Genomic DNA, 20,016 nt, shown 5'->3' on the forward strand with positions numbered 1-20,016 from the left:
AACACTCAAATTAGGGGCACCGCTGAATGGCAGCACCCGCTTGAACTCATAAAAGTACCAGTGAACTAGGGCTTGCGCCCGGCAGCAGCTGGCGCAGTTGCGCCGCACCGGCCCCCAGCAACGCCACACGCACCGGAATCGTGTACACCGGCAGGCCCGCTAGGGTCTCGGCCAGCGCCGGGGCCAGCAGCCGGGTCGCATCCTTTTCGGTGGTAAAAATAGCCTGCCCCGGCTGCCACCGCGCCCGCACGGCCCCGAGGTCGGCTGGCGTGAAGGCGTGGTGGTCGGGAAATACAAGCTCCTCGGCCAGCAGAAAACCCACCGCCAGCAGGTGCTCGCGCAAAGGTCCTGGCTGCGCAATGCCCGTGAGCAGCAGGGCCGGCTGGCCAGTCCTAGGTGCCCCCAGCGTCTGCGCGGCGGCCGTGAGCGGCTGGGGAGCAGCATAGTCGTAGGCCGAGAACAGCACAGGCACGCCCGACCGGGCATAGCGCCGTACTTGGGTCGTAACCTCGCCTTGAGCCGCAGCCCCTAGGTCAGGCGGACACTTCGTGATGATGACTACATCGGCGCGGGCGGCCCCGGCGCGGGTTTCGCGCAGGCGGCCGGCCGGCAGCACGTGGTCGTGGTAAAAAGGCCGTGCCAGCTCGGTGAGCAAGATGTTAAGCGTAGGCTGCACGCGCCGGTGCTGGTAAGCATCGTCGAGCACCACGGTAGTGAGTTCGGGGTGGTGCTGGCGCAAGAGGTCGAGGCCGAGCTGGCGGTTTTCGGCCACCGCCACAGGCACGCCTAGGGTGCTGAATTGCGTGAAATACTGCCACGGCTCGTCGCCCACCGTAGCTGCCGAGTCGGCGGCTGTAGCCAAGCGCGGGCCGCGGGTTTGGCGGCCGTAGCCGCGGCTCAAGATGGCCGGGCGCTGGCCCTGGCGCAGCAATTCCTCAACCACCCAGACCACATGGGGCGTTTTGCCGGTGCCGCCCACCCGCAGGTTACCGACCCCAACAAGGGGTACCCAACCGGCCGCCGAGGCCTTCCAGCCGCGGTCGTAGAGCCAGTTGCGCACGGCCAGCACAGCGGCGTAGAGCCACGATAAAGGCAGAAGCAGCCAGGTTACTAGCTGGTGCCGGATGCTTGGTGCTGGGGGGGGGCTAGGCCGCATACGCCTACAAAGGTCGGCCTTTTTCAGCGGTCCTGCGTACCCATGCCCCACCCTACTTATCGTTTCAATGCCCGATTTTGCCACTCGCATGCTGCACCTGCTGCGCAGCTTTCCCCTTCCCGATTCGCCGCTGCCGGGCAGCGTAGAAGTTCGCCGCTCGGCCGAAGACCCGGCCGTGGCGGGCATCATCACGGCGTTTGCGCAGAAATACTACCGCGGCAACGGGCAGCGCGTGGGCATCTTCGGCATCAATCCCGGCCGCTTTGGCGGGGGCCGCACCGGCGTGGCCTTCACCGACCCGGTGGCCCTCACCGATATCTGCGGCATCGCTCATAGCCTGCCCAAGCAGCGGCGCGAGCTGTCGAGCGAATTCGTATACCAGTTTATTGCCGAGCTCGGTGGCCCCACGCCGTTTTACGAGCACTTTTTTCTGAGCTCCATTTACCCGCTAGAGCTCACGCACGCCGGCAAGAATTATAACTACTACGACTCCCCGGCCGTCATCAAGGCCCTGTGGCCAGATATGCGCCTCTCGCTGACCGAGCAAGCCGAGCAGCTGCATCTGCGCCGCGACGTGGCCGTGAGCCTAGGCCGCCGCAACGGCGAGTTTCTGCGCCGGCTCAACGATGAGCTTGGGCTCTTCGACCGCATCGAAATCCTTGACCACCCACGCTTTCTTATGCAATACCGCCGCCGGTTCTTGGCCGAAAACGTGGCCCGCTACGTGGAGGTGCTGGGTGGGCTGCTGCCCTAGGGCTCCCCTGCGCGGCTCGGGGCCCGTTACCTTTGCCCACAACTAGCGCTTGGTACGTCCTCCAGACCAGCGGCACGCTGAGCAAGAGAAGCACCGGCTGTTGTTCACTCTGTCTCTACTCCCTGTGCCCACCGTTCAAGACCTAGCGCGGCTGCTCGAAGCCGCCGCCCCCCTCACCTACCAAGAAAGCTACGACAACGCTGGCTTGCAATGCGGCCTACCGAGTGCCGAGATTACGGGCGTGCTCATTGCCCTCGATTGCACGCCCGCCGTGGTAGCCGAAGCCGCGCAGCGCGGTTGCAATGTGGTCGTGTGTCACCACCCTGTTATTTTCCGACCACTCAAGCGCCTCACTGGCAAGGGCTTGGTGGAGCAGACTATCATGGCTGCCCTTAAGGCCGACGTAGCCATCTACGCCGCCCACACCAACCTCGACAACGTGCGCCAGGGCGTGAATGCCAAGCTAGCCGAAAAGCTGGGCTTGGTTAATACCCGCATCTTGGCGCCTAAAACCGGTACGCTAGCCCGCCTCAGCACCTACGTGCCCAATACGCCAGACTACCCTGGCCTAGCCGACCGAGTGTTGCAAGCCATGTACGCTGCTGGGGCGGGCCAGGTCGGCGACTATAAAGACTGTAGCTTCCAAACGCCTGGCACGGGCACCTTCACACCGGGCCCAGTTGCTCAGCCTGCTATTGGGTTGCAGTTGCAGGCCGAAGCTGTATCCGAAATCAAGCTCGAAGTGCTCTTGCCCCTGCACCGGCAAGACGCGGTACTAGCAGCTCTGCGCCAAGCACACCCCTACGAAGAAGTAGCCTACGAGCTCGTGAAGCTCGAAAACCAGCACCAGGACGTGGGCGCGGGCATGGTGGGCGAGCTACCCAAAGCCCTAGCTCCGGCTGAGTTTCGCCAGCGCCTCAAGCAGGCCCTAGGGGTGCCAGTGGTTAAGTATACGGCCTTCGAGCAACCCATCAAGAAGGTAGCCTTATGCGGCGGCGCAGGCAGCTTTCTGACCGGTGCAGCGGTGGCCAGCGGGGCTGACGCCTACGTAACGGGCGACGTGAAATACCACGAGTTTTTTGCGCCCGAAGGCCGGCTGATGCTCTGCGACGTGGGGCATTTTGAGAGCGAGCAGTTTACGGGCGAAATCTTCCGGGATTTGCTGCTGGGAACGTTCGGTCGTACTTTTGCGGTCTTATTCGCTGAAACTCCCACGAATCCCGTTCAATATGACTGCTAACTCCGCCGCCGTGGTCAACCCGGCTGATGCGCCCATTTCGGCCAAGCTCGAAGCGCTGCTCAACCTGCAACGCATTGATTCGCAGCTCGATGAAATCCGGCGTGTGCGCGGCGACCTGCCCGAAGAAGTCCGCGACCTGGAAGACGAGATTGCCGGCTACGAAGCCCGCGTAAAACGCTTCGACGACGAAATCAGCGGCCTCAACGACCAGATTAAGCAGCGCAAAGCCGCTACGAAAGAGGCGGAAGGCCTCATCAAGCGCTACGAAGAGCAGCAAACCAACGTACGCAACAACCGTGAGTACGAGGCTATTGCCAAGGAAATCGAGCTCCAGCGCCTGGAAATCCAGATTTCGGACAAGAAAATCAAAGAAGCTCAGTACCAGATTGAGCAAAAGAACACTGAGGCTAATGTGACGCGCCAGCGCCTCGACGAGCGCCGCAAGGACCTCGACACCAAGAAAAGCGAGCTCGACACCATCGTGGCGGAAAACGAGGCAGAGGAAAAAACCCTCATGACCGAGCGCGAAACCGCTACCCAGCCCGTAGAGCCCCGCCTGCTGACGGCCTACGACCGCATTCGCGGCAACATGCGCAACCGCCTGGCGGTAGTGCTGGTGCGCCGCGATGCCTGCGGTGGCTGCTTCAACACGGTGCCCCCGCAGCGCCAGGCCGACATCATTTCGCACAAGAAAATTATCGTGTGTGAGCACTGCGGCCGCATTTTGGCCGACGTAGAAGGCAAGCAAGCCGCTTAGGTTACTGATTTTGTCTTTAAGAAAAAGGAACGGCTTTGGTCGTTCCTTTTTTTATATCAGCTTGTTTATGAGCTTTCTCGCGAAGGTGCGCAGAGGATTATGCAGAGGGGTGCAGGGCCTGGCGGTTGGGCTATGCTTGCCCTCGGCTAGCCTCTGCGCCCCTTTGCACGAGATTCGCCAAGTCGTACTTGAGACGAAAGCCACGCCAGAAGCCCTCTCGCCCGGCGCCCGCCGCGCCTACGCCGAGCTGCTGAAGCTAAAAGTCGGCACCTGCCGCCAGTTGCTAGCCGCCGAGCCCGCCACCGCGCCCGGGACGCTACTCGTGGCCGATTGCGCCGACTTCGTAGCGCTCATTATCAGCCAAGATGCCAGCCAGTACGAGGCGACCATGGCTGCCCACGACGCCCGGCTGGCCGTGCTCGAAAAAACCCCTGCCAACGCTCTGCGCGACTATGCCCAGGCTGAAATCAGCCTGCATCAAGCGCTCAGTCAAATTGGCTTTCACCACGAGGTGCGCGGGGCCTGGAACCTGCGCCGCACGGCTGGGCTAATGCAGGCCGTGGCCACCCGCTACCCGGCGTTTATTCCGGCCCGCAAGACCCTAGGACTGTGCCAGTTCGGCATCGGGTCGCTACCCGAAGGCTACCATTGGTTTTTGCGGCTGCTGGGCCTGCGCGGCAGTGTGGAGGAAGGCCTGCGCAACCTAGGGCTGGCCGCCACGCAGCCGAATGATTTTCAGACCGAAAGCCAGATTCTATTGGCGCTCATTCGAGAATCGTACTATAAGCAGGGTTCTGAGAGCCTGGCCCTAGCCTACCGCCTGGCCCGTGACCAGCCCGACAACCTTTTATTCAACTACCTAGTTGTCAGCCTCAACAAGCGCCAGCACCATGGCGATGAGGCACTAGCCGCCTACCGCACCCGGCCAACGGGGCCGGCGTATTATCCGCTCGGCTTTGTGCACCACCTAGCTGGCGACCTGCTGCTGTACAAGGGCGACTACGCGGCCTCGCTGGCCGAAAACGAGCAGTTTCTGCGCGAGTACCGGGGCGACTACTACCGCAAGGACGCGGCATTTAAGCTCTACCTGGCGGCCTGGCTGGGTGGCGCGCCACCCGCCACCTGCGAGCGCTACCGCCAGCAAATCAACCTAGGCGGCCCGCTCACGATTGAGGAAGACATTTACGCCCAGCGCTTTTACCACGATGCGCAGACCCTCAACGCCACTCTCACCCGCGCCCGCCTCCAGACTGATGGCGGCTACTACGCGCAGGCCTTGAGCACCTTGCAGCAGTTCCGGCTCACCGCCGCTACGCCCGCCCGCGACCAGCTCGAGGCGCCCTACCGCCGTGCTCGCGTGTGGCAGGGCCTTGGCCGCCTCGATTCGGCCCGCGCCGACTACTTGCGCACGCTGCGCCGCTCGGCCTCCCTAGGTGAGCCCGCGTACTACTTCGCGCCCCAAGCGGCCTTGCAGCTTGGTTACCTGGCCCAGGCGGCCGGGCAGCGGGCAGCAGCAAAAGCGTATTTTGAGCGGGCCGTGGCCTATCCCAAACATGAATACAAAAACAGCACCGACCAAAAAGCCAAGCTAGCATTGCGCCAGCTGTAACCCGCTGTATCGTGCGCTATAAGGAGGACCCTGCGGGTCCGCACGTATTGCGTACCTCACTTTGCCTACCCCCACGCGGACCCGCAGGGTTCACGGTATTTCATGCTTCGCATTCCGCTTTCCGACTTACCTACTGATTTTCGCCACCGCGCCTTGCAGTGGGCGGCGCAATTTCCACACTGTGCTTACTATGAGCACAATGATTTGCAGCAGTCGGCCCCCGGTACCTTTAGCCGGCTACTGGCCGTGGCCCCAGCCGCGCCGGTAGCCCCGGCTTCGCTAGCCGAACTGGCCGCTTATCTGAGTGGGGAGCCAGAGCGGCCGGGGCCGTACTGCGGCTTTGTAACGTATGAGGTCAAAGACGAAATCGAGGCGCTGCACAGCCAAAATTTCGCGGGTTTGGCCTGGCCCGGCCTACATTTCTTTCAGCCCGAAACCTACCTGCATTGGCTGCCCGATGCCGTGGAGCTACACGGCCGCACGACTGGCGTGCTGGCGGCTATTCTGGCAACCGAAGTACCCGCTGCCGCTCTAGCTGCCGTGCCGCCGCTGCGCCCTCGTATGCCGCGCGCCGACTACCTAGGGGCTGTTGAAGCTGTGCGCGAAGACATCCTCAATGGGGAAGTATATGAGCTGAACCTATGTCAGGAATTCTACGCCGAAAACGTGGTACTCGACCCAGTAGCTGCCTTTTGGCAACTCAACGCGGTTTCGCCGGCGCCCTACGCGGGCTTTTTGCGCCACCACGACCACTACCTGCTATGCGCCTCACCCGAGCAGTTTATTGCTAGTCGAGAGGGCGTTATCACATCGCAGCCCATTAAGGGCACGCGGCGGCGCGGCCCCACCCCAGCCGAGGATGAGGCGCAACGCCTAGCCTTACTGCACGACGAAAAGGAGCGCGCCGAAAACTTAATGATAGTAGACCTCGTGCGCAACGACCTCGCCCGCGTGGCTCGGCCAGGCAGCGTGCGCGTGCCCGAGCTGTTTGGCACCTACGGCTTCCGGCACGTGTGGCAGCTGATTTCGACTGTTGCGGCTGAGCTGCGCACGGATGCTGACCTAGGCGACATTCTGCGTGCTACCTTCCCGATGGGCTCCATGACCGGCGCACCCAAGATTCGCGCCATGCAGCTCATCGAGCACTACGAGCGCAGCCGGCGCGGCCTCTACAGTGGTAGTTTTGGCCTGGTTTGGCCCGATGAAGGTTTCGAGTTTAACGTCGTGATTCGCAGCCTCCAATACCGCATCGATACCGGCTACCTCAGCTTGCAAGTAGGCTCGGCCATCACCTACGACTCGGTACCTGAGCACGAATACCAAGAGTGTTTGTTAAAAGCTCAAGGCGTGCTGCAAGCACTTTCGACAGTTATTAGTCAGGAATGAGCGCGCTATCGCTTTGCTGCGCTCGCAATGACAAACAGTTACGAGGTCGCTCTGTCATTCTGTCATTTCCCAACGCTATTTTGTATCTTTGTTATGGCCTGGCTCCTAGCCTAGGGCCTCTTGCCTGCTATGTCTCAACCGCTCATTACCTTAGATTTTCTCGATAAAGCGCCCGTAGCCGACGCCCTGCCCGCCGACGTGCGCGTAAGCGCCGCCACCCGCACCGGCCGCGCCCGCAAGCTCTACATCGAGAGCTACGGCTGCCAAATGAATTTCTCCGATTCCGAAATCGTGTCCAGCATTCTGGCCGATGAGGGATTTGATACTACCGAGGACCTCGCTGGCGCCGACCTCGTGCTGCTCAACACCTGCTCCATTCGCGAGAAGGCCGAGCAAACCGTGCGCATGCGCCTCAAGCAAATCAACTCGCACAAGAAGCGCAAACCTGGTATGCTAGTAGGCGTGCTGGGCTGCATGGCCGAGCGCCTGAAAAGCAAGTTTCTAGAAGAAGAAAAAATTGTAGACCTCGTAGTAGGTCCCGACGCCTACCGCGACCTGCCCCAGCTCATCAGCCAAGTTGATGGTGGACAAAAGGCCGTGAACGTGCTGCTGAGCCGCGAGGAAACCTACGCCGACATCACGCCGGTGCGCCTGAATTCGAATGGCATCACGGCCTTTATCAGCATCATGCGCGGCTGCGACAATATGTGCTCGTTCTGCGTGGTGCCCTTCACCCGCGGGCGCGAGCGCAGCCGCGATGCCCACAGCATCGTGCAGGAAGCTACTGACCTAGTAGCCGCTGGCTACAAAGAAGTTACTCTCCTAGGCCAGAATGTTGATTCGTATAAGTGGGCCAGCGAAGACGGCACCGAGCGCGTCAATTTTGCGCAACTGCTAGAGCGCGTAGCGCTCATCAGCCCTGAGCTGCGCGTGCGCTTCTCGACCTCGCACCCCAAGGATATTACCGATGAGGTGCTGCACACCATGGCGCGGCACGAAAACATCTGTAAATACATCCACCTGCCTGCCCAGAGCGGCAACTCGCGGGTGCTGGAGCTGATGAACCGCACCTACGACCGCCCCTGGTACGAGGAGCGCGTACAGGCCATTCGCCGCATCCTAGGCGAGGATTGCGCCATCTCGACCGACATGATTGCTGGCTTCTGCTCCGAAACCGAAGAGGAACACCAGGACAGCCTGAGCCTCATTGACTTCGCGCAGTATGACATGGGCTACAACTTCTTCTACTCGGAGCGCCCCGGCACGCTAGCCGCCCGCAAGCTTGAAGACGATATTCCGCTGGAAGTGAAAAAGCGCCGCTTGCAAGAGATTATCGACCGCCAGCAGCTGCACGCCCGGGCCCGCTATGCCCGCATGGTGGGCCGCGTGCACCAAGTGCTGGTCGAGAACTTCTCGAAGCGCTCGCAGGAGCACCTCAGCGGCCGCAATAGCCAAAACCAAGTCGTTATTTTCCCGAAGGGTAATTTCCAGAAGGGCGACTACGTTAACGTGTTTGTAACGAGCACAACGGGCGGTGCTCTGTTGGGTGAGGCGATATAACCTTCTCCAGCCATCTAAAATGAGCCCAACAACAGTCTTAATAATCTGGCCGATTGTGCAATTATTCGGCCTTGGGTTCATTGCCTTCTTGGTCATACGCCTGTTATGGCGTATGAACTTTCTTAAAAAATAACTTCATTGGGCTGAGCCGTTTAGGTTTAGTCTAGCCAATGACAAATCAAGAGATTCAATCCATCAAGCAGCGCTTCGGCATCATCGGCAATGCGCCGGCGCTGAACTACGCCATTCAGGTGGCCGCGCAAGTCGCGCCGACTGACATGACGGTGCTTATTACCGGCGAAAGCGGGTCGGGCAAGGAGTCGTTTTCCAAGATTATCCACGCCCTGTCGCCGCGCAAGCATGGGCAGTTTATTGCCATCAACTGCGGCGCTATCCCGGAGGGCACTATTGACTCGGAGCTATTTGGCCACGAAAAAGGAGCGTTTACGGGGGCCAATGAAGCGCGCAAAGGTTACTTCGAGGTCACCGACGGCGGCACTATCTTCTTGGATGAAATAGCCGAAATGCCCCTAGGTACCCAGGCCCGCCTGCTGCGCGTGCTAGAGAATGGTGAGTTTATTCGGGTGGGTAGCAGCAAAGTGCAAAAAACGGACGTGCGCGTGGTAGCCGCTACCAATGTAAACTTGCTCGACCGCGTGCAGGCCGGCAAGTTCCGCGAAGACCTGTACTACCGTCTCAACACGGTGCCCATTATGGTGCCGCCGTTGCGCGAGCGTGGCGACGATATTTACCTACTATTTCGCAAGTTCACGGCCGACTTTTCGGAGAAGCACCGTGTGAAGCCTATTTCGCTCACGCCCGATGCGGTACGGCTGCTCACCAGGTTTCGCTTTCCGGGCAATATCCGTCAGCTCAAAAACTTAGCGGAGCAGATTTCGGTCTTGGAAATCGACCGCGAAGTTGATGCCACCCGCTTAGCTACATACCTGCCAGCCGCCCAGACCTCGCAGCTACCGGCGCTGCTGCCTGGGCACGGAGCCGGCGGCGCAGGTGGCGGTGATTTCAGCTCGTACTCGGAGCGTGATATTCTGTATCGGCTGCTCTTTGATATGCGCCGCGACATGACCGACCTTAAAAAGGTGGTGTTGGAACTAGCCAGTGGTACGGGCCCCCGCCCTGCTACCGATGCCCAAGAGCTGCTGCGCCAGAATAGCCACCTGTTTACAAACCTAGGTGAGTCGTCGCCCTACCCCGGCCCTGATAGCCCAGCTGAGGCGGGCGGCTACTTACTTCCTCCGGCTTCGGGCCCGTTGCGGGTAGATGTGGCGTCGCCCGCGTCGTACACCGACGAGGACGAGGATGCGCATACCGAAGACATCTCGCACGAAACAGAAGAGGAAACTCTCTCGCTCGATGCCATTGAGAAGGAAATGATTCTCAAGGCGCTGCGCAAGCATCACAACAAACGTAAATACGCCGCCCAGGACCTAGGTATCTCTGAGCGTACGTTGTACCGCAAGCTGAAGCAATATGATTTGGAATCGGCGTAACCGCATTGCCATTGGTGAATTGCCGCTCCTGGGCAGGCGCCGCGCTGTAGCCGGCCTGGCTCTGCTGCTACCAGCGCTGCTGAGCGGCTGCGGCGTTTATTCTTTTAATGGCACAAACATCGACCCGTCCGTTAAAACGATTTCCATCCAAACGTTTCAGAACAACGCACCGAATGCCCCAGCCGCTCTGAGTCAGCGTTTTACGGAAGATATCAAGGACTACTTTCAGCGCAATACCACGCTCAAGCTAGTGCCTCGCGACGGCGATTTACAATTCGAAGGCACTATCGCTGCGTATGACTATGCGCCCGCCGCCATTCAGCAGGCGGGGGCGATAAGCCAGGCGGGTAGCAACCGTCTTACCATTCAAGTGCAGCTGCGCTTTACTAACACAAAGGATTCAAAGCAAGACTTCGAACAGACGTTTCAAAGCCAAGCCGACTTTGCGGCAACGCAAGACATTGCGACGGTGAACAACGACTTGAATGCCATCCGCAATATCACGCGCAACATCATTAGCGACATGTTCAACAAGTCGGTTGCCAACTGGTAAACGACACCCTAGGCAATTGTGCAGACCTTGCGCGGAAAACAAACGCTGGCATCACCACCTACTTTTTATAAGTAAGACAGCCACCAGTACGCATGCTGCTGCTTGTAGCGCTGGTACCAGCGGCAAGGCACATAAAGCACTAGCACTACCGCTGCCCACGCGGCGTAGCCCCGCAGCAGGTGAGGCACATAGGCAGCAGGCCATTCTGGCACGCTGAGGAAGGCAAAATTGTAGGGCTTACTAAATGCGAGTTGGGTCCAGCACCACGCGCCAGCGCTTAGCAATGTTAGATGCAGTAGGTAGTAAAAGAAGGGTACTTGGCCGTAGGTGCGCAGCCAGCGCCCTAGGCGGCTGGTGGCGTGCTCCGCTACGCTGAGCAGCAATAGAACGACGCCCAGCGTCAGGCAATCGAAGAGCAGCGAGGGCGGATATTTTGTGACGTTGAGGAAGGATAATACGCTGTAGCCTAAACCGCGCGGCTGCACGCTCCAGGGGCTAGGGTCGCCGTACCAATTGGTGGCGCGCAAGGCCACGAACAGCACCAGTAGGCCTATGCCAGTCCAGCGCAAGCGCCAGTTGCGCTGCGGCAAGGGCAATTGCAGCCACGCGCCCAGCAAGTAGCCGGCCAGCATCACCCCCAGCCAAGGTCCGATAGAATATGCAACCAGCACCGGCGGCAAAGGCGGCGAGGCAAAAACAAAGGGGCCATTGTGCAACAAGGCCCAGCTCACGGTAGCGGGCAGCACGGGCTGAATGGGCGGCAGCAGATTGTGACCGGCGAGGATAACCAAAGCCAACGCTGCAAGTAGCCAGCGAGGCACCCAGATGAGGCCGGCCAGCGCCACCATGCTCCAACCAATAACCCAGATAACTTGCAGCAGAATAAGGTGATAGTCCCAGTGAAGCAGCAGACTGATGACCAACACTTCCAGCGCTACCAGCCACAAGCCGCGTAACAGCAGAAATCGGCTTACCCGGCGCCGGTCAGGTTGCTTTTGCTGATAGAGATAAATGCTAGCCCCCGCCAAAAATACAAATGCCGGCGCGCAGAAATACGTAACCCAACGCGTAAGAAACAGCGGCCCAGACGCCTGTGCTACGTCTTCGGCACGTACCGAAGTGGGGCTAAAGAACTCGCGGGCGTGGTCCAGAGCCATAATAACCATCACTAGTCCGCGCACGACATCGATGGCCTGCACGCGCGACACCGGCAGTTGGTTGGCTCCTAAGAGGGTACGAGGCTGCTTCACCGATTCAGGTCAGAAGTGAAAACAAAAACACCTTAACAATCAAGCTACAACGGGCAGCCGCGAATTACGTCTTTGGCGCCGGAAGTTGCTGAAGCGTCCACGTATTGCCGTCAGGGTCTTGGAAGCCGGCGTAGTAGATGCCGCCCCTATTTACTACGTCGCTCACTCCCACTCCGCGGCCGATTAACGTAGTGCGCGCCAGCTCAATATCGACCACTACTAGATGCAAGCCGCGCAGCGAGCCCGCTGGCATGGCGAGGCCCGCCAACCCGGCACCTAGGACAATGGAGCAGGCCGAGCCAGGCGGCGTAAGTTGCACCACCCGCACTGTCGCGCTGGGTTGCACGTCGTGGTCGAGCCGGAAGCCGACTTGCTCGGTATAGAATGCTTTGGCACGGTCGATATCCGCGACCGGCACCGGAATGAGTTCGAGCTTGAGGTCCATATGCCAAAGCAACTAAGGGTAAACAATTTAAGCGAGCGGCTTTAGCTCGCCAAACACCGTCGGAATTAGCTCGGCCACGGTAGGGTGAATGAACACATTGCGACGCATGAAAGCCGCCGTTTGCCGGGCGTACATAGCCGTAATGATGCAGTGAATGGCCTCGTCGCCGCCCACACCTACAATACTGGCGCCCAAAATCTGGTCGGTTTCGGCGTGCACCAGCACTTTCATAAAGCCTAGGGTTTCACCCTTCTCCACGGCGCGGCCCACCTTGGTCATGGGGCGCTTGCCCACGAGGGCGGGCGTGCCGGCCGCACGCACCTCGGCCTCGGTGAGGCCCACTTTGGCGAAGGGCGGGTCGAGGTAGATGGCCGACACGGGCAGCCGGTCGCTGACGCGGCGCGGGTCGTGGTCGAGCAGATTAGCGGCCACAATCTCGAAGTCGTTGTAGGCGGTGTGCGTGTAGGCGCCCCGGCCGTTGCAATCACCTAGGGCCCAGATGCCGGGCACGGCCGTTTGCAGCTCATCGTCGACGGGTACGTAGCCGTGCGCATCGGCTATCAGGCCCGCTTTTTCCAGCCCTAGGTCATCGGTGTTGAGCTGACGCCCCATGGCCAGCAGCAGGTGCGAGCCTCGGCTCGGGCTGGCATCTTCGGCACAGCTCACGTGCACCACCGGTTGGCCGTCTTCTAAGGCTAGGCTGATGCACTCGGCTCCTAGGCGCAACGTAATACCTTCGCTAGTAAGGATATCCTGCACGGCCGCTGCCACGTCTTCATCGTCGTGCGGTAGCAGGCGCGGGTTGCGCTCCACGATGGTCACTTCCGAGCCTAGGCGCCGGAACATCTGGGCAAATTCCAGCCCCACTGCGCCCGCCCCCACGATAATAAGGTGCGCAGGCAGCTCTTGTAAGGCCAAAATAGTGCTGCTGGTGAGGTAGGGTACTTGCTCGATGCCGGGCAACGGCCGGCTCGCGGGCCGCCCGCCCACATTCAGAAAAATGTGCTTGGCTTCGAGCACCTCATTACCTACCTGCATAGTAGTAGCCGACAAAAACCGGGCGGTGCCCGTGACAACCGTGCAACCCGGCATGTGGCGCAGCCACTTTTCGAGGCCCTCGCGCGAAGCCTGCACAATGGCGTCTTTGCGGGCTTGCACTGGGCCTAGGTCTGCCTTGAATGGGGCTTGCGGTGCTAAGCCATACTGGGCTGCCTTATGCACAGTATGCGCTGCTTTAGCACTTGCAATCAACGCCTTGGTAGGCGTGCAACCGGTATTTACGCAGGTGCCACCAAAATTTTTACGCTCTACCAGCGCCACTTTCCAACCCGCCGCCGTGAGCCGGCCTGCCAGCGAGGGGCCAGCCTGACCAGCACCAATAATTAAGGCATCAAAGGACTGATTCATAAGGCAGCAATGGGTAAGGCCCGTAACGATACTAGCAGTACTGGCTTAGTGCCGCCAGCAACGCTACAAAGTAAGCAGCGTTGCCGCCGCAGCGCGCACTACCAAGAGGGCTGAAGCAAGCAGCGCTAGTTAGTGACAAGCAGTGACGCGTGTGGTGCCCAGCGTCGAGCAGTACCTTTCTCACGCTGGGTCGCGAGTTTTGCAGCACTACCACCGACCAGTTTATCAGCAAAAGCATTAGCTACTAGTACCAGCGCACCATGTTGCTCGCGTTCAGCTACCGCTTTGGCCAAATCGACGCCATTGGCTCGCGTCAGCGCCGCTCCGTTTGCAGCGATGATTTGAAGGGCGGCACCTACCTTAAGCTGCCGCTCACTTGGTGGGTCAGCTTTGTCAGTTTGTCAGCGCTTCGTAGCTAGTCGGCCCCTAGGTGGCCGCGCCGAGGTCAACAGCCTGCGAAGACCATTGAGAGGGCGCAGGTGCAGGTGCGCGGTACTAGGCATTGTATCTTTGGCCCCTTCACCCTGGGAGGTTGCGCTAGTAAGGAGGCAGTGAGATGCCCATTTTGCCGGTTGTGCGGCGCCTAGGCACCTCCCCCAACGTATTACTGCCCCATGACCCGGACCACCCTGCTTCACCTGCTTGCTCACCCCGCCGCCCTCTCTGGGGCCGACGTGCGCGAGCTGGAGCAGCTGGCCCAGGCTTTTCCCTACTGCCAAACGGCACACGTGCTGCTGGCAAAAGCTGCCCACGACCAGGGCTCGATGCTGGCCAGCCAGCGCCTGCGCCGGGCGGCCACCTACGCCACCGACCGCGCGCGCCTGCGCCAGCTCATAGAGTTGGCCCCCAGCCCAGTAGTGGAGCCCAGTGCCCCTGATGTCGAGCTAGCTACTGTGGCCGAGCCTGCTGTGGCAGTAGCTGAGCTCGCCGCAGCCACTGAGGAGGCGCCCCCCCTTGTCGAAGCGCCCCTGCCCGAACTACCCACTGAGCAGGACGCCCCAGACGACGAGCCAGTTGTCACTCTTTCAGAGGTTGAGCACACCGTGCTGCCAATGCCTGAGCTACCTAGCCCTGAGCCAGAAGTTCTTGCTGAAACTGAAGCTGAATCCGAGCCTGAACCCGAACTTGAGTCTGAGGTAGCCCCAGTTACCGAAGAAGCCGAAGCCGAGCCTGAAAGTGAAAGCGAGGAGGAGCTGCCCGCCCAGGCCCCACCCATTCGCCCGCCCGCCGAAGCCGAAATTGCGCATACTGAGTTTGGCCTGGCGGCGCAGGAGCCTGCTGAAATCACTGCCTATACCCTGCCCGAAGTCGAACTGCCCCTAGGCATCACCATCGACGTACTTTCTTCGCCGCTACCCGCCTACCGAGGCGACCCAGATGTAGGCTACGCTCCCACTGAAGGGAGCCGCCTAGGGTTTTGCCTACAGGGCCTAACCACCGAGTACAGCCTCACAACTGGCCCCGCAGCGCTGCTGCCCAGCATGGCGATGCCTCCCGCCAGCGAGTTCTTTGCGCCCGATGCCCTAGTGCTGGCGCACCTAGCCACGCACCAGCCGCCCGCGCCCGCACCAGCCGCCAACGACCTTATCGACAGCTTTTTGCGCCGCACGCCGCAGGGCGCTGCCCGCCGACGCTCGCTGCCTGCCCACCCCTCATCGGCCGATGAGGAGCAGCCTGACTTATCAGGCCCTAGCACGCGCGTAGTACCCGATTTAGCCTCCGAAAACTTGGCGCAAATCTTAGTCCGCCAAGGAAAAGTCGAGCGGGCAATTGCAATTTATGAACGCCTCATAGTGAAACACCCAGAAAAAATGGCGTACTTTGCAGCCCAAATTGATTCTTTGCGCCCGTCGGCGTAGTTATTAGCTCTCTCATGTTCACTGCGTTAGTTGTACTTATCCTGATTGTGTGCTTGTTGCTGGCGCTTGTAGTGCTGGCCCAAAACCCCAAAGGCGGCGGCCTCAGCAGCCAGTTTGGCGCGGGCGGCGCGGCCAACCTCATGGGCGTGAAGCGCACCGGCGACTTGCTCGAAAAGCTCACTTGGGGCTTTGCCATCGGTCTGATTGTGCTTTCGCTGGGCTCCCACATGCTGAGCTTCGGAGAAGGTCCCGCACGCAGCATTAACCAGCAGCGCGCCCAGCAGGTGAAACTGCCCGCTCCGACCGCACCCGCTACGCCGGCCCCTGGCGCTGCTGCCCCCGCAACGGCTCCGGCTCCTGCGCCGACCAATACACCGCAGCCCTAACAGCTTCGTCTTTTACCAGAAAAAACCAGTGGCATCCGTGACATCCGCGGCAGCCACTGGTTTTTTGTTTGTGGCTGGCACTAGTGTTTCCCCTACCTAAAGCGCCTCTTTAGCCTGCCAAAGCCGCCTGCCACAACCCCGCCACCTAGGCGAATAAGGTCATAAATGCAGCTACTCAGACTTACATTATCCAAACATTTCTGCCAATCCGGCTCTTGCAGCTACACATTCTGTCAGGTTTAGCCGGTTGGCACATTTAGTGTCAGTCGGCGCCCTAGGATTCTAAAGTTTTCCGTTTCCCAAAACATCATTCCCACAATTCAACACATGGCACTGAGCATTAAACCGCTGGCCGACCGCGTAGTCGTTAAAGCCGCCGCCGCCGAAGCCACCACCAAGTCTGGCATCATCATCCCCGACACCGCTAAGGAAAAGCCCCAGCGCGGCGAAGTGGTAGCCGTAGGCGAAGGCCGCACGGCTGACAGCGGTACCCTCATTCAGCCCCAGGTGAAAGTAGGCGACCAAGTGCTGTATGGCAAGTGGTCCGGCACGGAAATCACCATTGATGGGGACGACTACCTCATCATGCAGGAAAAGGACATTCTGGCGGTTCTCTAAGTCAGACTCCTTCGGTAGTTTCCTCTTTTACCTTTTCATTCTCTCCTTTACCCAGCAATGGCTAAGAACATTCAATTCGACACCGACGGCCGCGACCGTCTGAAGCGTGGCGTCGACAAACTGGCAAACGCCGTTAAAGTAACCCTTGGCCCCAAAGGCCGCAACGTCATTATTGACAAGAAGTTTGGTGCGCCCAGCATCACCAAGGACGGGGTTTCGGTAGCCAAAGAAATTGAGCTGAAAGACCCCATCGAGAACATGGGCGCTCAGCTTGTGAAAGAAGTAGCCAGCAAAACGGCTGACCAGGCTGGTGATGGCACCACCACGGCTACCGTACTGGCCCAGGCCATCTACACTGCTGGCTCGAAAAACGTAGCTGCTGGTGCTAACCCGATGGACCTGAAGCGCGGTATCGACAAGGCTGTACTAGCTGTTGTGGCTAACCTGAAGCAGCAGTCGAAGCCGATTGGCAGCAGTTCGGAAATTGCCCAAGTAGGCACTATCTCGGCTAACAACGACGCCGAAATCGGCCAGATGATTGCCGATGCCATGGATAAAGTTGGCAAAGAAGGTGTTATCACGGTAGAAGAAGCTCGCGGCACCGAAACCGAAGTAAAAACGGTAGAAGGCATGCAGTTCGACCGCGGCTACCTATCGCCTTACTTCGTGACCAACGCCGAGAAGATGGAGACGGAGTTCGACAACCCCTACATCCTCATCTACGACAAGAAGGTAAGCACCATGAAGGAGCTACTGCCCGTATTGGAGCAAGTGCTTCAGACTGGCAAGCCTCTGCTCATCATCTCGGAAGATGTTGACGGCGAAGCTCTTGCTACCCTAGTAGTAAACAAACTGCGTGGCTCGCTGAAAATTGCTGCTGTAAAAGCTCCTGGCTTCGGCGACCGCCGCAAGGCCATGCTAGAAGACATTGCTACCCTCACGGGCGGTACCGTTATTTCGGAAGAGCGCGGCTACAAGCTCGAAAATGCTACCCTAGACTACCTAGGTACCGCTGAAAAAATCATCGTTGACAAAGACAACACTACCATTGTCAACGGCAAAGGCCAGAAAGAGGATATCACGGCTCGCGTGAACCAGATTAAGGCCCAGATGGAAACCACCACTTCGGACTATGACAAGGAGAAGCTGCAAGAGCGCCTGGCCAAGCTGAGCGGCGGTGTAGCCATCCTCTACATCGGTGCTAGCACCGAGGTAGAAATGAAAGAGAAGAAAGACCGCGTTGATGACGCCCTGCACGCTACCCGCGCCGCCGTTGAGGAAGGCGTAGTACCCGGCGGTGGCGTAGCTCTGGTGCGCGCTATCGAGTCGCTCGAAGCTATCGACACCCTGAACGGTGACGAGCGCACTGGTGTGAATATCATCCGTACGGCCCTTGAGTCGCCCTTGCGTACTATCGTAGCCAACGCCGGTGGCGAAGGCTCGGTAGTAGTACAGAAAGTACGCGATGGCAAAGGTGACTACGGCTACAACGCCCGCGAAGACAAGTACGAGAACCTGACGGCCGCTGGTATCATCGACCCGACCAAAGTAACTCGCCTAGCTCTCGAAAATGCTGCTTCTATCGCCGGCCTGTTGCTGACGACCGAAGCCGTTATTTCGGACGAGCCTGAGCAAGAGAAAGCTGGTGCTGGCGATGCTGGCATGGGCGGTATGGGTGGCATGGGCGGCATGATGTAAGCCGCTGCTTCAAACAAGTTAAACTGGCCTCAACGCCCAGTTTAACTTGTTTGAGGTAACAAAAAAGCCCCGCTGGACAATGTCCAGCGGGGCTTTTTTGTTACCCTTAGCTGCGTGGCTTTAGCTAGGCTGCTTCGGCTTCGCGGGCATTCATGATTTTCACTAGCTTACCGCTAATCGTGAGTAGTATGGCTGCGGCTACTGCTGCCGACACCACAAAGACCATGAAGAAATCATACAGGTTTGTAATCTGGTAGCCTAGTAGCACCGGAGCAGGAGCGTTGGACTGGGGGTCGGGGTAGAGGCTGCTCATGTAGCCTGCTAAGTAGTTGGCGCCCGCATTGGCCAGAAACCAAACGCCCATTAGCAGCGACGCAAACTTGACAGGGGCCAGCTTATTCACCAGCGACAAGCCAATGGGCGACAAGCACAGCTCACCGTAAGAGTGGAAGAAGTAAAGCGCTACTAGGAAGAACATACTCACCTTCACGCCCGGCTGCAGGCCTTTTACGCCAAAGCACATCACCAAGTATCCTAGGGCTAGCAGGGCCAGGCCAAGTGCCATTTTTACAGGGGAAGGTGGCTCAAGGCCGCGCTTACCTAGGGCCGTCCATAGCAGCGCCATTAGCGGCGCGCCGGTCACGACGAAGAAAGCATTCAAGTTCTGGAACAAGCTGGGTGGCAGCTCGTGGCCAAAAATGGTGCGGTCCATGTTGTCCTTGGCAAAGAACGTGAGCGAAGCTGGAGCCTGCTCGAAGGCGGCCCAGAAAAACACCACGAAAAACGACACTACAAAAATCACCAATACCCCTTGCAAGTCGGCGGCTGACAGCGACTTATCGGTAAATACCATGAAGGCGATACCCACCACAGCCAGGCCGAGCAGCGGCGCAATAACCGATACTTTAGTTGAATCGAGGTAGAGAATGCCTAGCACCAGCACCAGCAGTACGGGCAGCAACGCAAACAACCCCTTCACGGTAGTTGAATGCGCGGGGGTGGTACCCACCTGCTGGCCCTGCGGCGTGTGCAGGTACTTCGTCTTACCCCAGTTGAAAACGAGGGTGCCCAGTGTCATGGCTATACCACAAGCCAAGAAAGCCCAGCGGAAATCGCTTGGGTGGCCGGTATCGCCTACCGTGCTGGTGATGGTATTGCCAATGAGTGAGCCTAGGTTGATGCCTAGGTAAAAAATAGTGTAGGCTGCATCTTTGCGCTTATCGCCAGGGGTGTAAAGCGAGCCCACCATGGAGGAGATATTAGGCTTGAAGAAGCCGTTACCCACAATCATGGCTCCTAGGCCCAGGTACAATAGCCAGTGGCTCAAGGGGTGGGTAGTGGCCGGCCCATAGTTGCTGGCTGAGGCAAACAAGATGAACTGCCCGAGGGCCATCAGCAGCCCGCCCGTCAGGATAGAGCGCCGATTGCCCCAGTAGCGGTCCGATATATAAGCCCCGATGAGGGGCGTGAGGTAAATCAGGCTGGTGTAGCCGCCGTAGAACTTCGACGCGAACGCCTTGTCCATGAGCATGGCATCGGTGAGGAACAGCACTAGCACGGCGCGCATGCCGTAGTAGCTGAAGCGCTCCCACATTTCGGTGGCAAACAACAGGTACAGGCCGCGCGGGTGGCTAGAAGAGGTAGCTTCGACATGTTGAGGCGGCTGCTCGTGCAGGTCGACGGGAGTTGGGTGCATGAAAAAGAAATAAAATGTAAAAAATGCGTACCTAGCGCCCGGCCGCGACTAGGCTTGGTAAAGCTAAGGAAACTTTGGGGGATGGTCGTGAGGGCGCCGGACACAGCCAGCTACTTTGCTTGCGCTTGCGC

Annotated in this window: 18 protein-coding genes; 13 read left to right on the forward strand and 5 right to left on the reverse strand. The window is 59.3% G+C overall.

Annotated elements, in window-relative coordinates:
- Positions 1 to 46: 46 nt before the first annotated feature.
- Positions 47 to 1,156 carry a tetraacyldisaccharide 4'-kinase gene (gene lpxK / locus FNT36_RS01410; RefSeq protein ID WP_233635590.1) on the reverse strand — a complete coding sequence of 370 codons (1,110 nt, stop codon included), beginning with the start codon at positions 1,154 to 1,156 and terminating at the stop codon, positions 47 to 49.
- 67 nt (positions 1,157 to 1,223) lie between these two features.
- Between lpxK and FNT36_RS01415 the strand changes: the two genes are divergently transcribed.
- The 8 genes from FNT36_RS01415 (at position 1,224) to FNT36_RS01450 (ending at position 10,526) form a co-directional block, all read left to right on the forward strand.
- On the forward strand, positions 1,224 to 1,910 hold the full coding sequence (locus FNT36_RS01415; protein WP_233635591.1) for a uracil-DNA glycosylase family protein: 687 nt from the start codon (positions 1,224 to 1,226) through the stop codon (positions 1,908 to 1,910).
- A gap of 124 nt (positions 1,911 to 2,034) precedes the next feature.
- Entirely contained in the window at positions 2,035 to 3,150 is a 1,116-nt protein-coding gene (locus FNT36_RS01420; RefSeq protein WP_144843275.1) for a Nif3-like dinuclear metal center hexameric protein, read from the forward strand.
- Positions 3,140 to 3,907, forward strand: coding sequence for a zinc ribbon domain-containing protein (locus tag FNT36_RS01425; RefSeq protein WP_144843278.1), 768 nt, complete (start codon positions 3,140 to 3,142; stop codon positions 3,905 to 3,907). Before FNT36_RS01420 ends, FNT36_RS01425 begins: the two co-directional genes overlap by 11 nt.
- A gap of 163 nt (positions 3,908 to 4,070) precedes the next feature.
- Entirely contained in the window at positions 4,071 to 5,516 is a 1,446-nt protein-coding gene (locus tag FNT36_RS01430) for a tetratricopeptide repeat protein (RefSeq protein ID WP_144843281.1), read from the forward strand.
- 102 nt (positions 5,517 to 5,618) lie between these two features.
- On the forward strand, positions 5,619 to 6,902 hold the full coding sequence (locus FNT36_RS01435) for an anthranilate synthase component I family protein (RefSeq protein ID WP_144843284.1): 1,284 nt from the start codon (positions 5,619 to 5,621) through the stop codon (positions 6,900 to 6,902).
- Between the two features lie 129 nt (positions 6,903 to 7,031).
- A complete protein-coding gene (miaB, locus tag FNT36_RS01440) occupies positions 7,032 to 8,462 on the forward strand; it encodes a tRNA (N6-isopentenyl adenosine(37)-C2)-methylthiotransferase MiaB (RefSeq protein ID WP_144843287.1) in 1,431 nt (476 codons plus the stop codon).
- Between the two features lie 170 nt (positions 8,463 to 8,632).
- A complete protein-coding gene (locus FNT36_RS01445; protein ID WP_144843290.1) occupies positions 8,633 to 9,973 on the forward strand; it encodes a sigma-54 interaction domain-containing protein in 1,341 nt (446 codons plus the stop codon).
- The gene (locus FNT36_RS01450) at positions 9,954 to 10,526 is read left to right on the forward strand and encodes an LptE family protein (protein WP_144843293.1); all 573 of its coding nucleotides are present in this window, start codon (positions 9,954 to 9,956) and stop codon (positions 10,524 to 10,526) included. Before FNT36_RS01445 ends, FNT36_RS01450 begins: the two co-directional genes overlap by 20 nt.
- Positions 10,527 to 10,591: 65 nt before the next feature.
- Here FNT36_RS01450 and FNT36_RS01455 read toward each other — a convergent pair whose 3' ends face one another.
- The 3 genes from FNT36_RS01455 to FNT36_RS01465 form a co-directional block, all read right to left on the reverse strand.
- A complete protein-coding gene (locus FNT36_RS01455) occupies positions 10,592 to 11,776 on the reverse strand; it encodes a DUF1624 domain-containing protein (RefSeq protein WP_144843296.1) in 1,185 nt (394 codons plus the stop codon).
- A 64-nt stretch (positions 11,777 to 11,840) separates the two neighbouring features.
- Positions 11,841 to 12,221 carry a VOC family protein gene (locus FNT36_RS01460; protein ID WP_144843299.1) on the reverse strand — a complete coding sequence of 127 codons (381 nt, stop codon included), beginning with the start codon at positions 12,219 to 12,221 and terminating at the stop codon, positions 11,841 to 11,843.
- A 27-nt stretch (positions 12,222 to 12,248) separates the two neighbouring features.
- Complete coding sequence (locus tag FNT36_RS01465) at positions 12,249 to 13,628, reverse strand: FAD-containing oxidoreductase (RefSeq protein ID WP_144843301.1); 1,380 nt, start codon at positions 13,626 to 13,628, stop codon at positions 12,249 to 12,251.
- A 260-nt stretch (positions 13,629 to 13,888) separates the two neighbouring features.
- Between FNT36_RS01465 and FNT36_RS25295 the strand changes: the two genes are divergently transcribed.
- From FNT36_RS25295 to groL, 5 genes are all read left to right on the forward strand, one after another.
- Positions 13,889 to 14,047 (forward strand): hypothetical protein, encoded by a 159-nt coding sequence (locus tag FNT36_RS25295; RefSeq protein ID WP_233635592.1) that lies wholly within the window; start codon positions 13,889 to 13,891, stop codon positions 14,045 to 14,047.
- Positions 14,048 to 14,242: 195 nt separating this feature from the next.
- On the forward strand, positions 14,243 to 15,487 hold the full coding sequence (locus FNT36_RS01470; protein WP_144843303.1) for a hypothetical protein: 1,245 nt from the start codon (positions 14,243 to 14,245) through the stop codon (positions 15,485 to 15,487).
- A gap of 14 nt (positions 15,488 to 15,501) precedes the next feature.
- Positions 15,502 to 15,873 (forward strand): preprotein translocase subunit SecG, encoded by a 372-nt coding sequence (secG, locus tag FNT36_RS01475; protein ID WP_144843305.1) that lies wholly within the window; start codon positions 15,502 to 15,504, stop codon positions 15,871 to 15,873.
- Positions 15,874 to 16,200: 327 nt separating this feature from the next.
- The gene (gene groES, locus FNT36_RS01480) at positions 16,201 to 16,491 is read left to right on the forward strand and encodes a co-chaperone GroES (RefSeq protein WP_233635593.1); all 291 of its coding nucleotides are present in this window, start codon (positions 16,201 to 16,203) and stop codon (positions 16,489 to 16,491) included.
- A gap of 57 nt (positions 16,492 to 16,548) precedes the next feature.
- Positions 16,549 to 18,189 (forward strand): chaperonin GroEL, encoded by a 1,641-nt coding sequence (gene groL / locus FNT36_RS01485; RefSeq protein ID WP_144843307.1) that lies wholly within the window; start codon positions 16,549 to 16,551, stop codon positions 18,187 to 18,189.
- A 124-nt stretch (positions 18,190 to 18,313) separates the two neighbouring features.
- On the opposite strand, the gene FNT36_RS01490 is transcribed toward groL, so the two are convergent.
- Positions 18,314 to 19,885 carry a peptide MFS transporter gene (locus FNT36_RS01490; RefSeq protein WP_144843309.1) on the reverse strand — a complete coding sequence of 524 codons (1,572 nt, stop codon included), beginning with the start codon at positions 19,883 to 19,885 and terminating at the stop codon, positions 18,314 to 18,316.
- Positions 19,886 to 20,016: the final 131 nt, after the last annotated feature.

This window comes from Hymenobacter setariae, assembly GCF_007713685.1.
In the GTDB taxonomy this organism is placed as follows: domain Bacteria; phylum Bacteroidota; class Bacteroidia; order Cytophagales; family Hymenobacteraceae; genus Hymenobacter; species Hymenobacter setariae.

Excerpts from the sequence above, each read along its gene's own strand:
- lpxK (WP_233635590.1), bottom strand. The coding sequence starts at position 1,156 with ATGCGGCCTAGCCCCCCCCCAGCACCAAGCATCCGGCACCAGCTAGTA.
- FNT36_RS01415 (WP_233635591.1), top strand. The coding sequence starts at position 1,224 with ATGCCCGATTTTGCCACTCGCATGCTGCACCTGCTGCGCAGCTTTCCC.
- FNT36_RS01425 (WP_144843278.1), top strand. The coding sequence starts at position 3,140 with ATGACTGCTAACTCCGCCGCCGTGGTCAACCCGGCTGATGCGCCCATT.
- FNT36_RS01435 (WP_144843284.1), top strand. The coding sequence starts at position 5,619 with ATGCTTCGCATTCCGCTTTCCGACTTACCTACTGATTTTCGCCACCGC.
- miaB (WP_144843287.1), top strand. The coding sequence starts at position 7,032 with ATGTCTCAACCGCTCATTACCTTAGATTTTCTCGATAAAGCGCCCGTA.
- FNT36_RS01445 (WP_144843290.1), top strand. The coding sequence starts at position 8,633 with ATGACAAATCAAGAGATTCAATCCATCAAGCAGCGCTTCGGCATCATC.
- FNT36_RS01450 (WP_144843293.1), top strand. The coding sequence starts at position 9,954 with ATGATTTGGAATCGGCGTAACCGCATTGCCATTGGTGAATTGCCGCTC.
- FNT36_RS01460 (WP_144843299.1), bottom strand. The coding sequence starts at position 12,221 with ATGGACCTCAAGCTCGAACTCATTCCGGTGCCGGTCGCGGATATCGAC.
- FNT36_RS01465 (WP_144843301.1), bottom strand. The coding sequence starts at position 13,628 with ATGAATCAGTCCTTTGATGCCTTAATTATTGGTGCTGGTCAGGCTGGC.
- FNT36_RS25295 (WP_233635592.1), top strand. The coding sequence starts at position 13,889 with ATGTTGCTCGCGTTCAGCTACCGCTTTGGCCAAATCGACGCCATTGGC.
- FNT36_RS01470 (WP_144843303.1), top strand. The coding sequence starts at position 14,243 with ATGACCCGGACCACCCTGCTTCACCTGCTTGCTCACCCCGCCGCCCTC.
- secG (WP_144843305.1), top strand. The coding sequence starts at position 15,502 with ATGTTCACTGCGTTAGTTGTACTTATCCTGATTGTGTGCTTGTTGCTG.
- groES (WP_233635593.1), top strand. The coding sequence starts at position 16,201 with ATGGCACTGAGCATTAAACCGCTGGCCGACCGCGTAGTCGTTAAAGCC.
- groL (WP_144843307.1), top strand. The coding sequence starts at position 16,549 with ATGGCTAAGAACATTCAATTCGACACCGACGGCCGCGACCGTCTGAAG.
- FNT36_RS01490 (WP_144843309.1), bottom strand. The coding sequence starts at position 19,885 with ATGCACCCAACTCCCGTCGACCTGCACGAGCAGCCGCCTCAACATGTC.